General features: G+C 50.1%; 13 protein-coding genes. 1 reads left to right on the top strand and 12 read right to left on the bottom strand.

Annotated elements, in window-relative coordinates:
• Nucleotides 1–44: 44 nt before the first annotated feature.
• Both MKY41_RS06875 and pnp read right to left on the bottom strand, forming a co-directional pair.
• Nucleotides 45–1,268 carry a M16 family metallopeptidase gene (locus MKY41_RS06875; protein WP_340744331.1) on the bottom strand — a complete coding sequence of 408 codons (1,224 nt, stop codon included), beginning with the start codon at nt 1,266–1,268 and terminating at the stop codon, nt 45–47.
• 87 nt (nt 1,269–1,355) lie between these two features.
• Nucleotides 1,356–3,473 (bottom strand): polyribonucleotide nucleotidyltransferase, encoded by a 2,118-nt coding sequence (gene pnp, locus MKY41_RS06880; RefSeq protein ID WP_340744332.1) that lies wholly within the window; start codon nt 3,471–3,473, stop codon nt 1,356–1,358.
• A 319-nt stretch (nt 3,474–3,792) separates the two neighbouring features.
• Between pnp and MKY41_RS06885 the strand changes: the two genes are divergently transcribed.
• On the top strand, nt 3,793–4,287 hold the full coding sequence (locus tag MKY41_RS06885; RefSeq protein ID WP_340744333.1) for a hypothetical protein: 495 nt from the start codon (nt 3,793–3,795) through the stop codon (nt 4,285–4,287).
• Between the two features lie 142 nt (nt 4,288–4,429).
• Here MKY41_RS06885 and MKY41_RS06890 read toward each other — a convergent pair whose 3' ends face one another.
• The 10 genes from MKY41_RS06890 to nusA all read right to left on the bottom strand — a co-directional run bounded on the left by MKY41_RS06890 (nt 4,430) and on the right by nusA (nt 12,674).
• Nucleotides 4,430–5,230, bottom strand: coding sequence for a Cof-type HAD-IIB family hydrolase (locus MKY41_RS06890; RefSeq protein WP_340744334.1), 801 nt, complete (start codon nt 5,228–5,230; stop codon nt 4,430–4,432).
• A gap of 190 nt (nt 5,231–5,420) precedes the next feature.
• Nucleotides 5,421–5,690 carry a 30S ribosomal protein S15 gene (gene rpsO, locus MKY41_RS06895; protein WP_340744335.1) on the bottom strand — a complete coding sequence of 90 codons (270 nt, stop codon included), beginning with the start codon at nt 5,688–5,690 and terminating at the stop codon, nt 5,421–5,423.
• Between the two features lie 130 nt (nt 5,691–5,820).
• On the bottom strand, nt 5,821–6,768 hold the full coding sequence (locus MKY41_RS06900; RefSeq protein ID WP_340744336.1) for a bifunctional riboflavin kinase/FAD synthetase: 948 nt from the start codon (nt 6,766–6,768) through the stop codon (nt 5,821–5,823).
• A 13-nt stretch (nt 6,769–6,781) separates the two neighbouring features.
• Nucleotides 6,782–7,693, bottom strand: coding sequence for a tRNA pseudouridine(55) synthase TruB (gene truB, locus MKY41_RS06905; RefSeq protein WP_340744337.1), 912 nt, complete (start codon nt 7,691–7,693; stop codon nt 6,782–6,784).
• Nucleotides 7,694–7,777: 84 nt separating this feature from the next.
• Nucleotides 7,778–8,128: a 30S ribosome-binding factor RbfA gene (rbfA, locus tag MKY41_RS06910; RefSeq protein WP_041074140.1), complete on the bottom strand. Its 351-nt coding sequence runs from the start codon at nt 8,126–8,128 to the stop codon at nt 7,778–7,780.
• A gap of 22 nt (nt 8,129–8,150) precedes the next feature.
• Nucleotides 8,151–8,429, bottom strand: coding sequence for a DUF503 domain-containing protein (locus MKY41_RS06915; RefSeq protein WP_041074138.1), 279 nt, complete (start codon nt 8,427–8,429; stop codon nt 8,151–8,153).
• A complete protein-coding gene (infB, locus tag MKY41_RS06920; RefSeq protein WP_340744338.1) occupies nt 8,426–10,867 on the bottom strand; it encodes a translation initiation factor IF-2 in 2,442 nt (813 codons plus the stop codon). Before infB ends, MKY41_RS06915 begins: the two co-directional genes overlap by 4 nt.
• The gene (locus MKY41_RS06925; protein ID WP_340744339.1) at nt 10,815–11,192 is read right to left on the bottom strand and encodes a YlxQ family RNA-binding protein; all 378 of its coding nucleotides are present in this window, start codon (nt 11,190–11,192) and stop codon (nt 10,815–10,817) included. Before MKY41_RS06925 ends, infB begins: the two co-directional genes overlap by 53 nt.
• Nucleotides 11,189–11,467, bottom strand: a complete 279-nt coding sequence (gene rnpM / locus MKY41_RS06930; protein WP_340744340.1) for an RNase P modulator RnpM — start codon at nt 11,465–11,467, stop codon at nt 11,189–11,191. Before rnpM ends, MKY41_RS06925 begins: the two co-directional genes overlap by 4 nt.
• Before the next feature lie 19 nt (nt 11,468–11,486).
• Nucleotides 11,487–12,674, bottom strand: a complete 1,188-nt coding sequence (gene nusA / locus MKY41_RS06935; RefSeq protein ID WP_340744341.1) for a transcription termination factor NusA — start codon at nt 12,672–12,674, stop codon at nt 11,487–11,489.
• Nucleotides 12,675–12,682: the final 8 nt, after the last annotated feature.

Genomic DNA, 12,682 nt, shown 5'->3' on the forward strand with positions numbered 1-12,682 from the left:
AAAAAAACGCAAGAAAGCTGACAGCCTCTTGCGTTTTATAACTATTATGCGCGCGGCAAAATCCTCGAGACCGCTTGCGGCTTTGAAAAAATGCCGGAAGCCAATTGATGGACCTGCTCCGCAGTCACCTGATCGATCAAGGCCACAACTTCCTCCGGGGAACGATGCTTTTGGAATAAAATCTCGTTTCTCCCGTTACGCTGCATGATTGCTTCGGAACTTTCCAGACCTAGCAGGAAACCACCCTTCAATTGCTCCTTCGCATTATGAAGTTCATTCGACGTAATGCCGTCTTTGACAATGTCTTCTACAATCTGCTGGATCGTCTCCAACAGCTCTTCCGTATTTTCCGGGGAGGTTCCCCCATAGATGAGAAAAGCGCCCGCTTCCTCATGTGTCGTGTAATACGAATAGACCGAATACGCGAGACCCCGTTCCTCCCGCACTTCCTGAAAGAGCCGGGAAGACATCGTGCCGCCGATGACACTGTCTAAGATGGATAAGGCGTAAATCCGCTCATCATGCAAGGTCAATGCCGGATAAGCGATACAGACATGCGCCTGCTCGATATCCCGCATCCGGGTCAAAGCCCCCGGATGGAAGACAGGTTCCGGGACCGAGTCAATCTCCTCCTGCGGTTCCCTTGCGAAAGACCCGAACAGTTCAGTTATGTAGGTTAACAGAGACGCATCATAATTCCCCGCGATGGATATGACTAACTGTTCCGGCGTATAATGCCGTTCCATAAACTCCCGGATCCGTTTTTCATCGAAAGTTCGGATCGTCTCCTCCTGCCCAAGGACAGGCTTGCCGATCGGATGGGCGGGATACATGAGGCTCCATAATTTCTCTTCCACATCATCATCCGGCGTATCCGCCACCGCAGCGATTTCATCCAACACGACCGATTGCTCTTTGGCAATTTCCTTTTCGTCGAAGCGCGAATGAAAGAACATATCGCCCAGCACAGAAACCGCGGTCTGGGCATGTGGATGCAGCACAGTGGCGTAAAAGCAGGTCATTTCCTTGGAGGTGAATGCGTTGATATCCCCACCAATCCGGTCGAACTGTTCCGCAATCTCTTTCGCTGTCCGGGTGGCAGTCCCTTTAAACAGCATATGTTCAATAAAATGCGCGATGCCCGCTTCGGATGGCTGTTCATTTCCCGAACCGGCCTTGACCCAAATACCGATGGCGACCGATCGGACATGCTCCATCTTTTCATGCACGATGCGGACGCCATTCGGACAGACCACTTTCTCTACCATTTCATTTCACCCTATTCCTGCAATGAACAAAAAGCCGCCAGCTTCGTAAGTTGGGGCTTTCCATCCGTTCGCTTATAATCAAGTACCTTAGTTTTTCTCTTTTTCAGCGCGTTCCTTTTCTTCTTTCAGAACGACTTTGCGTGACAGGTTTACACGGCCTTGATTGTCGATTTCAATCACTTTGACCATGAGCTCGTCGCCGAGTTTCAGCACATCCTCCACCGCTTTCGTCCGCTCTTCCGCGATTTCGGAAATATGGAGAAGGCCATCTTTCCCCGGGAAGATTTCAAGGAAGGCACCGAATTTCTCGATCCGTTTCACTTTACCCATGTAATACTCGCCGACTTTCGCTTCTCGGACGATATTCTCGATAATTTCCTTCGCTCTTGCATTCATTTCGTTGTTCGGCGAGGATATATAGATCGTACCATCTTGTTCTGTGTCAATTTTCACTTGGGTTTCTTCAATGATCTTATTGATCACTTTACCACCCGGTCCGATAACGTCGCGGATTTTATCCGGATTGATTTTAATCATGATGATTTTTGGTGCATATGCCGAAAGTTCTACACGAGGTGTAGAGATGGCAGTCATCATATGATCCAGGATTTTGAGTCGGCCTGTTTTCGCTTGTGTCAAAGCCTCTTCCAGAATTTGACGGGATAAGCCTTCGATTTTAATATCCATTTGAAGGGCCGTAATCCCTTTCTCGGTTCCAGCCACTTTGAAGTCCATATCTCCTAGATGGTCTTCCATCCCTTGGATATCGGATAGGACAGAATAATTTTCGCCCTTTTTCACGAGTCCCATCGCGATTCCTGCAACCGGTGACTTGATCGGCACTCCGGCATCCATCATCGCCATCGTTGAGGCACAGATTGAAGCCTGGGAGGAGGAACCGTTCGATTCCAACACTTCCGCAACTAGACGGATCGTGTACGGGAATTCGGATTCATCTGGCACGACCGCTTCCAAGGCGCGCTCTCCGAGGGCTCCATGTCCGATTTCCCGGCGGCCTGGTCCACGGATCGGGCCTGTTTCCCCGACACTGAAATTCGGGAAGTTATAGTGGTGCATGAACCGCTTCGACTCCTCTAGGCCAAGTCCGTCAATGATCTGAACTTCTCCAAGCGCACCAAGCGTACAAATGCTGAGCGCTTGCGTCTGGCCGCGTGTGAAGAGACCCGATCCGTGCGTACGAGGCAAGATGCCGACTTCGGAGGCAAGTGGACGAATTTCGTCAAGACTACGGCCATCCGGACGGATTTTCTCGTCTGTGATAAGACGGCGTACTTCGTCCTTGACCATTTGATCCAAGATTGCCTTCACTTGTTTCATCGTCGCTTCGTCCGCTTCCTCTTCGGTATAGCGGTCGATCACTTCTTGTTTCACGGCATTGATGGCATCTTCGCGCGCATGTTTTTCATGGGTTTGAATCGCCTGGATCAATTCCGTTTCGCATTGTTCTTTAATGGCAACTGCCAAAGTTTCATCCAACTCGAACAGCTCGATCTCCATCTTGTCCTTCCCGATTTCCGCTACAATCTTCTCTTGGAATTCGATTAGGCGAATGATCTCCTGGTGACCGAACATGATCGCTTCGAGAATAGTGTCTTCCGAAACCTCTTTTGCCCCCGCTTCCACCATGTTAATGGCATCCTTCGTTCCAGCAACGACAAGATCCAAGTCGCTTTTCTCCATTTGCGCCTGCGTCGGGTTGATCAGAAATTCGCCATCGATTCGTCCGACTTGGACACCGGCGATCGGGCCTTCAAATGGAATATCGGAAATGGACAAGGCGAGGGAAGAACCGATCATAGCCGCCATCTCGGAAGAACAATCTTGGTCGACCGACATGACAAGCGAAATCACTTGGACATCATTCCGGAAACCGTCCGCGAACAAAGGACGGATCGGACGGTCGATCAAACGGCTCGTCAACACCGCTTTCTCGGAAGGACGCCCTTCCCGTTTGATGAAGCCTCCCGGAATTTTTCCGACTGCATACAAACGCTCTTCGTAGTTCACAGTAAGAGGAAAGAAATCCAGTGCCTTCGGTTGTTTTGAAGCTGTTGCGGTCGATAATACTGATGTATCGCCATAACGGACCAATACTGCCCCGTTTGCTTGTTTTGCCAGCTGGCCCGCTTCAATCGTCAGCGGCCGTCCTGCCCAATCAAGTGTGTAAACCTTTTTTTCTGTCATGTTTGAACCCCTCTCCATTGCATTGCAACTTGTCCTGCATACGATGTATGTATTCATATAGTGTAATTGATAACGCTATTTATACACAAGTTTTCTAATGCTGAATTCCTATTATAGCAACCTTTGTCCAGTATAACACGTTCTATGGTTTTCTAAAATAGGAGGGGGTGAAATTTGGGAAGAGCGGTGACTTCAGGAAACGGAACGGAACCCCTTTGCATCGGTGAATTATGATATAATATATCTATTCTACATATCACAAAAATCCCTGATGTATTTGATTATTACAATAGAATAATGCGTGGAAGGAGGTATTCCATTGAACACCGAACTCAAGGCAATGCTGGAGACGGTCATCCAGGAAGCGCTGCAGCCGATTCGAGAAGATATCCAAGTAATGAAAGGCGATATCCAAGTAATGAAAGGCGATATCCAATCGATGAAGGAAGATATTCAATCAATGAAGGATGATATCAAATCGCTCAAAAAAGATGTGGAAATTCTGAAATCGGATGTCTGCACGCTGAAAAACGATGTGGAGACACTAAAATCTGATGTCGGTACACTAAAGTCCGACATAGAGACACTAAAATCCGGACAAGCCGAATTGAATGACATCGTTCGCGTCATCCGGGATCGTCAAGACGAGACCGATGCCAAATTGGAATCGATGCATATGGATCTGCATAAAGTGATCGGAGAAACGGCTGCGCTGAAGCAAGGCCAGGAACGTCAAGACAAGATCCTTGAATCACTGGCCCTTCGCTCTTTGGAGCAGGAGACGGAATTGCGGCATTTGAAGCGGTCTGTTTAAGTAAGAACCCCCTGGAGATCAGCAGTCGACCTCCAGGGGGTTCCTTTTCTCGTTGTTTAGGAAATTATAAAATTCCGGCATGTCGATAACTTTCCAGCCGAGTGCGTTTTCGGCCAATCTCCGGGCGCTTTTGTTCCTTCATTCACTTCACCGTCAATACATCTTTCGTCTCCAACAACCCGATATGCAAAAGGCCGTCCAAGATGCCGTCTTCCGAGCAGGAAGTGGTGACGTGGTCGGCGATGTCTTTCAATTCCGGCACGGCATTGTCCATCGCCACGCCCGTCCCGACATACTCGAGCATTTCAAAATCATTCCGGCCATCCCCGAATGCATAGCTGTTTTCCCGTGGAATCCCGAGCTTCTCCAACAGTTTACGAATGCCCACCGCTTTGGATGCGCCTTCCGGCAGCATATCAAATGCGTATGGCCCCCATTGGATGAACGTATGGTCCGCATATCGATTCATATATTGTCCGGCATCTCGGCTTTCGCAGTACACTTGCACTTGATGGACCGGGTATTGAAGGTAGAACTCGAAGTTGGCAGGAGGGAATTCCAGTTTCAATCCATCAATGCTTGGTTGGATGAACGGATGATTTTCCTCGCTTACCGCAAACGCCAGATGGTTCGAATACGACAATCCGTGTCCCCGTTTTCTTGCATACGTAGCCAAATCATGCAGGATGTCCGCATCAATCGGATTGGAGAAAAGCTCCTTCCCTTCATGGATCACGTGTTGGCCATTCATCGAAACAAAGGAATCAATCATCAACTCCCTGCATAACCAATCAAACATTAACGGGGCACGACCTGTGGAAATCGCAGTATACACTCCTTTTTCCTGCAGTGCCCGCAACGCTTGCTTCGTTGACTCCAACACAATTTTATCCTCATTTAACAGCGTCCCATCCAAATCAAAAAATACGATTTTCTTATCCACCGCAGCCAATCTCTCCTTTGATTCATTGATAGTTTGTTTGAGAACAATTTTTCATGATATACAGCTTTCCCTATAAATAAGGGTACCTGGTAACTGCCATCCATGAAAGCAAAACGGCTTTCAATGATAGGCGCAACTTTTTATCCAAAGAAAAAAAGCAGGCATTTGCCTGCTTTTTGAAGTCATCTGATTAACGGCGTAGGCCGAGTTTTGCGATAAGATCACGGTAACGCTGAACTTCAGTCTCACGTAAGTATTTCAAAAGCTTACGACGACGACCGATCATCTTGAGAAGGCCACGACGGGAGTGGTGGTCTTTCTTATGAGTGCTCAAGTGTGCGTTCAGGTTGTTGATCTCTTCAGTAAGGATAGCGATCTGAATATCAGCAGACCCCGTATCGTTCTCGTGAGTCTTGAATTCATTGATCAATTCATGTTTACGCTCTTGTGTAATTGCCATCCTTTTCACCTCCTAATATTCAAAGTATCCCCAGATCCCGAGCAACCGTTGGTGATTCGATTTGCCAAGGAACGGTTCGTGCAGTTCTACACTTGTTCATACTACCATGTCGACTCTTCAATTGCAACTATCAACCTTGTTTTGCCAACAACTCTCTCGCTGTCTCTTTATCCAAGCCGATCTGTTCAATCAACGCATCGACCGATTCAAATTTCCGCTCGCTGCGGATGTGGCTGATCCAGTCGACAGCGACTTCTTTCTCGTACAGATCTCCTTCAAATCCAAGCACATGGACTTCCACGGAAGGTCTCATTCGGTTGGGATCATGGAAGGTCGGTTTCACCCCGACATTGCAGACACCATCAAACGTCCCGCCATCATACGAAAAACGGACCGCGTAGACGCCATTCGCCGGCAATAGCGTATCAGGATCCGGCATGAGATTCGCTGTCGGGAAACCGAGCAATCTTCCTCTTTTGTCACCATGGCCGACCGTGCCGATTGTCCGGAACGGCCTGCCTAGCAGCCGAGCGGTCTCTTCTACATCTCCCTTCGCCAGCAATTGGCGGATGCGTGTGGAAGACACCTTCTCATCCCGGTCGCTCACCTTGCCGATGATCGTCGTGCCGTACACGCCGTCTGACAGGCTATCCATCATTTCCATCGTGCCGGCCCCTTTGGACCCGAAAGTGAAATCGAATCCGCCTGTCACATGCTCCACTTGCAACCCTTTTATGAACACTTCTACGAATTGTCCGGGAGTGAGGGAAGCGAGTTCCGAGTCGAAGTTGATGACAAATAATGTATCCACTCCCATCTGCTCGAGGAGCCTCACTTTTTCGGGAAACTGCGTAATATAGCTCACTTTGTTTTTCCCTCCCCCGAAAAGATGGGAAGGATGCGGATCAAACGTCATGACCGCCGAACGGATTCCAAGCTTCGCGGCTTTTTCCTGCGCTGCCCGGATGACCGCTTGATGGCCTTTATGCAATCCATCGAAAAATCCGATGGCAAGTGAATAGCGTTCATTCAAACCGGTTGTCGTGTGATCGGGATATTGCAATCTGTGGATGTCCATACTCATTCCCCCCTTATCTGTTCAATGGAAACATTTTTTCCGGCTTCATAAGCCCTTCCTTTGTCGGATGCTTTTTATAGATGGCTATGGCTTTCTCATCCTTTGTAAATACAAGCAACGCGGTATCCGCCAACTGCGGATGTTGCGGGAGGACTTGTCCATTGTCCACCTTGTCATAGAGCGGATCCTCCACTTCTACTGCCGGAAAATCAAGCAAGGCCGTTTCCAACGGGCGAAGAAGGGATTCGATTTCTCCCGCTTCCTGGATCTCTTTCACCTCGTCCAATGTGCGGCAATCCTCTTTCCGATAAGAACCGGATGCCGTACGGACAAGGGAAGCCATATGCGCCGGGTAGCCAAGGAGTTCCCCGATCTGCACGGCAAGCGTCCGAATATAGGTCCCTTTCCCGCAAACGACCCGGACATCAAATGTGATCTGATCCCCTTCATACAAGTCCCGCGAATCCAATAAAACAATCTCTTCAATACGTACGATGCGCTTCGGCCGCTCCACTTCCTGTCCTTTCCGCGCATATTCGTATAATCTCCGTCCGTTCACTTTCACGGCAGAATACATGGGAGGGATCTGCTCGATTTCGCCAGTCAACCGATCCAGGACCTGCTCGATTTCATGGCGGGTCCACCGTTTAGGCGACAAATCGGAAGCGACGACTACGCCATCCGCATCTTCCGTCTCCGTAGCGGTTCCGATGGAGATAGTCGCCACGTATTCCTTGCCGGCATCGGTAATATACTCCGCCACTTTTGTAGCTTGGCCGATACAGATCGGCAACACGCCTTCCACATTCGGGTCAAGCGTTCCGGTATGCCCGACCTTTTTCGTTCCTAGGATTTTACGGAGTTTGAAAACGCAATCATGCGATGTCATGCCTTTTTCTTTCCATAGCGGAAGTATTCCATCCATCTTGTATACCCCTTTGGTCAAATCCATAATTATGTAAAGAGAGGAAGCCGAAAGTCCTCTTGGACACCGACTTCCTCCTCTCACTCATTCTTCCTGCTCGTCACTAACTTGTTTTAAAAGAGATTCAATCCGGTTTCCGTACGCAACGGAATCATCGAATTCGAATTCGATTTCCGGTGTTTTCCGCAAACGAATCCGTTGTCCGATTTCCGAACGGATGAATCCTTTCGCTTTCGTTAGACCCTTCAACGTATCCTCTTTTTCAGATTCCTTGCCCAGGACAGAAATGAATACTGTCGCCTGTTGCAAATCTCCTGTCACTTCGACATCCGTCACGGTGACAAAACCGATACGTGGATCTTTCAATTTCTGGCCAATGATGGAACCCAGTTCTTTCTTCATCTGCTCTGCGACACGGTTTGCGCGCATTGACATGGATGGTCACCCCAATTCCGTATCAGTAATAATCCAGCGAGAAATCAGACAGTTCCCATTCCGGATTGGATTCCAGGAATCGGACCGCCCTCCGCACTTCCCGCTCGGCTGCATCTGTCGAGGAAGCCGTGGCAACGAGAGCGATTGTCGTCCGCTGCCACAAATCCTGATGATCGATTTCCGCAATGGAGACATTATAGGAATTTTTCACCCGGTCTGTCATCCGTTTGAGGACGGAGCGCTTCTCTTTCAAAGAAGCTGCGTCGGGAATGAAAAATGTACATTCCGCATAGACGATCATACGCGCTTGATTTCTTCCATGACATATGCTTCGATGATATCGCCTTCCTTGATATCATTGAAGTTTTTGATCGTAATTCCGCACTCATATCCTTTTGCGACTTCTTTCACGTCGTCTTTAAAGCGTTTCAACGTATCGAGTTCCCCTTCAAAGATGACAATGTTATCGCGAAGGATCCGGACGCTTGAATCACGTGTGATTTTCCCGTCTGTCACATAGCTTCCCGCAATGGTGCCGATTTTAGACACTTTGAATGTCTCGCGGACTTCCACTTGCCCGATTACTTTTTCCTCGAATTCCGGATCCAGCAATCCTTTCATCGCCGCTTCAATCTCTTCGATCACTTTATAAATGACACGGTGTAGACGAATGTCGACGCCTTCTTCTTCCGCAGCCCGTTTCGCATTGATGTCCGGACGGACGTTGAATCCGATGACGATCGCATTGGAAGCGGCCGCGAGTGAAATATCGGACTCGTTAATGGCGCCCGCGCCCGTGTGGATGATCTTGATATTGACGCCTTCCACTTCGATTTTCATCAAGGAAGCCGCCATCGCTTCGACTGTCCCTTGAACGTCCGCTTTGACGATCAAGTTCAGTTCTTTCATTTCACCTTGTTTCATTTGGTCGAACAGGTTATCCAGCGTGACGCGTGTTTTTTCTACGCGCTGTTCCTGCAATGCATCGCCGGCTCTCGACTCCCCGATTTGACGGGCGGTTTTTTCATCTTCGAAGACGACGAACCGATCTCCCGCTTGCGGGACGTCGCTCAACCCGGTAATTTCAACTGGCGTGGATGGTCCCGCTTCTTTTACCCTTCGGCCGAGGTCGTTAATCATCGCACGCACTTTTCCGAACGTGTTTCCGACAACAATTGGATCCCCGACGCGCAATGTCCCGTCTTGGACGAGCAAAGTCGCAACTGATCCCCGTCCACGGTCAAGCTGTGCTTCGATGACTGTCCCTTTGGCGTTTGCCTTCGGATCAGCCTTCAGTTCCCCAACTTCCGCAACGAGAAGGACCATTTCCAGCAACTGGTCGATCCCTTCGCCTTTCAACGCGGAGATTGGCACAAAGATCGTGTCGCCGCCCCATGCTTCTGCAAGGAGGCCATGCTCTGTCAATTCCTGCATGACCCGATCCGGGTTGGCAGTAGGCTTATCCATTTTATTCACAGCTACTATAATCGGCACTTCCGCCGCTTTGGCATGGTTGATCGCCTCGACAGTCTGTGGCATGACGCCATCATCCGCCGCTACGACGAGGATGGTCAAGTCTGTCACTTTCGCACCACGTGCACGCATCGTCGTGAACGCTTCGTGCCCCGGTGTATCTAGGAACGTGATTTTCTTGCCTTTCTCCGTAATTTGGTAGGCCCCGATATGCTGCGTGATCCCACCGGCTTCGCCTTGCGTCACTTTCGTGTTCCGGATCGAATCAAGCAACGTCGTTTTTCCGTGGTCAACGTGGCCCATGATCGTCACAACTGGCGGACGTTCAGTAAGCACGTCTTCATCAACCTCTGCCTCTTCGAAATAAATCTCAAGGTCTGTTTTGTCGATGCGGATTTCCTCTTCGACTTCCACTTCATAATCCGCACAGATCAGCTCAATCGCATCTTTGTCCAACTCTTGGTTGATCGTCGCCATGACACCAAGCATGAACAATTTTTTAATGATCTCCGACGGCTCACGGTGCAATTTTTGAGCCAACTCCGCGACGCTCAGAGACTCATAAAATGTGATTTTTTCCGGTAGCGGCAGTTCCACTTTCGGCTGTGGAGCCGGACGGTATCTTCTACGCCCTTGGTTGATGCCTTTCGCCGGTGGACGTCCACCGCGGCCGCCTGGACGGTTCTGGCCTTGTGCCGGGCGATTGCCCCCCTGGCCGGAGCGCTGTTGTTGGTTTCCTTGCGCCGGACGGTTACCGCCTTGGCCTCCGGAACGCTGCTGGTTCCCTTGCGCTGGACGGTTGCCGCTCTGGCCTTGTCCCTGAGGACGTTGTTGGCCGCCTTGCCCTTGTGCTGGACGTTGTTGACCGCCTTGTGGACGTTGTGAACCGCCTTGGCCGGAGCGTTGCTGGCTTCCTTGGCCTTGTGGACGTTGCTGCCCGCCTTGTCCTTGCGCTGGTCGAGCACTGCCTTGCCCTCGTCGTTGCTGTCCTTGACCTTGACCTTGACCTTGACCTTGGCCTTGGCGATTGCCCTGCCCATTTTGACCGCCTTGACGGTTCGATGGATTCCGGTCAGCTGGACGGTTGCCCTGTTTCGGGGCACCTCCGCTTGATTTGAATTTCTTGTCCAAGTTGGAGATCGCATCGTTATCCAGCATTGACATATGGTTGGTTACATTTACATTGATCTTTCCAAGTTCCTCGATGACTTCCTTACTCGTCCGATTCACTCGTTTCGCGTATTCGTGTACACGTATTTTCGTCATTAGCCCACCCCCGGTTTAATTCGTTGAGGAGCCCGGATATTTTTCCGGCAAAGCCGGCATCCGTCAATGCGAGTACGACCCGCGACTCTTTTCCGATTGCATGCCCGAGCTCTTCCCGAGTCCCGTAAACATGCTTCTCAACGTTATAGCTATTGCATTTATCATTTATTTTTTTCATCGTATTTTTCGAGGCGTCTTTGGAAATGATGACCAAACGTGCATTTCCGGATCGGACCTCGCGTACGACCAATTCCTCACCTGTTATGATTTTTCTAGCCCGCGCCGCCATGCCAAGCATTTGGAACAGTTGGTTGGCCGGCTTCATTTCAATGCCTCACGGCGGATGGCCCGCAACAGGTCCTCATAAACTTGCTCGGGCACGGTAGCGTTCAGCTGGCTTTCGATCGCCCGGTTGCGGCGTGCCGTTTCGACGGCTTCTTCGGATTTCGACACATACGTCCCACGGCCAGATTTCTTGCCGGTAAGATCGACGGAAACTTCCCCTTCTTTCGTGCGGACGATCCGGATCATTTCCTTTTTAGGGAACATCCCGCCCGTTGCGGCACATTTACGCAAAGGCACTTTTTTCATGTTTGCCATGTGCTGTCACCCTTCCTTCTCAATCTTCGTCGTCTGAATAAAGATCGATCGGCTCATTATCGACGTCATCCGTCGAATCCTCTTCCACGAAGTACGGATCATCTTCGTACACTTCCTCTTCGAAGACATCCCCGTTAACCGAAGCTGTTTCGGCAGGCGGATAAATTCCGAGCTCCCGCGCATCGGTTTCGCTCTTGATATCGATTTTCCAGCCTGTCAGCTTAGCGGCCAAGCGGGCATTCTGACCACGCTTCCCGATAGCAAGGGACAACTGGTAGTCGGGTACGACAACCGTAGTGGAACGATCCTCTTCATTCACCTGGACATCGATCACCTTGGATGGGCTCAACGCATTGGCCACGAAGACGATCGGGTCTTCAGACCATTCTACGATATCGATCTTTTCCCCGTTAAGCTCATTGGAGATCGCTTGGACGCGTGCTCCTCTGGCACCGACGCAGGAACCGACCGGATCGACTTCCTCATTATTCGTATGGACGGAAATCTTGGAACGATCCCCTGCTTCCCGTGCAATCGATTTGATTTCGACGACGCCGTCATAGATTTCAGGGACTTCCATTTCGAATAAACGGCGAAGCAAGCCCGGATGTGTGCGGGAAACAAACACTTGCGGCCCGCGTGCTGTCCGCTCCACTTTCGTAATATAGACTTTGATGCGATCATGCGGCTGGTAGGATTCCGTGGAAATCTGTTCGCTTGCCGGCAACACCGCTTCCACTTTCCCGAGCCCGACGTACAGATTGCGAGCATCCAGTCGCTCGACGATGCCGTTGACGATATCGTCCTCACGATCGATATACTCTTCATAGATCAGGCCGCGCTCCGCTTCACGGACACGCTGCGTAACGACTTGTTTCGCCGTTTGGGCAGCAATCCGGCCGAATTCCCTCGGCGTCACTTCCTCTTCAACCACATCGCCAATCTCATAGACCGGATTAATCTTTAGCGCATCTTCCAATGCGATTTGCAACCGCTCGTCTTCCACTTCTTCGACGACATCTTTCCGGGAGTAGACTTTCATCGTCCCTTTATCCAGATTCAAGTCAACCCGTACATTTTGCGCCTGGTTGAAATTTCGTTTATAGGCGGTTACTAGCGCTGCTTCGATCGCCTCCACCAATATGTCCCGGGAGATTCCTTTCTGCTTCTCCAAGGCTGTCAATGCATCGAGTAGATCACTACTCATGTTAATCA

The organism is Sporosarcina sp. FSL W7-1349, from assembly GCF_038003045.1.
Lineage (GTDB): Bacteria > Bacillota > Bacilli > Bacillales_A > Planococcaceae > Sporosarcina.

Coding starts and splice junctions, on each gene's coding strand:
- MKY41_RS06875 (WP_340744331.1), bottom strand. CDS start 1,268: ATGGTAGAGAAAGTGGTCTGTCCGAATGGCGTCCGCATCGTGCATGAA.
- pnp (WP_340744332.1), bottom strand. CDS start 3,473: ATGACAGAAAAAAAGGTTTACACACTTGATTGGGCAGGACGGCCGCTG.
- rpsO (WP_340744335.1), bottom strand. CDS start 5,690: ATGGCAATTACACAAGAGCGTAAACATGAATTGATCAATGAATTCAAG.
- MKY41_RS06900 (WP_340744336.1), bottom strand. CDS start 6,768: ATGGACATCCACAGATTGCAATATCCCGATCACACGACAACCGGTTTG.
- truB (WP_340744337.1), bottom strand. CDS start 7,693: ATGGATGGAATACTTCCGCTATGGAAAGAAAAAGGCATGACATCGCAT.
- rbfA (WP_041074140.1), bottom strand. CDS start 8,128: ATGTCAATGCGCGCAAACCGTGTCGCAGAGCAGATGAAGAAAGAACTG.
- MKY41_RS06915 (WP_041074138.1), bottom strand. CDS start 8,429: ATGATCGTCTATGCGGAATGTACATTTTTCATTCCCGACGCAGCTTCT.
- infB (WP_340744338.1), bottom strand. CDS start 10,867: ATGACGAAAATACGTGTACACGAATACGCGAAACGAGTGAATCGGACG.
- MKY41_RS06925 (WP_340744339.1), bottom strand. CDS start 11,192: ATGAAGCCGGCCAACCAACTGTTCCAAATGCTTGGCATGGCGGCGCGG.
- rnpM (WP_340744340.1), bottom strand. CDS start 11,467: ATGGCAAACATGAAAAAAGTGCCTTTGCGTAAATGTGCCGCAACGGGC.
- nusA (WP_340744341.1), bottom strand. CDS start 12,674: ATGAGTAGTGATCTACTCGATGCATTGACAGCCTTGGAGAAGCAGAAA.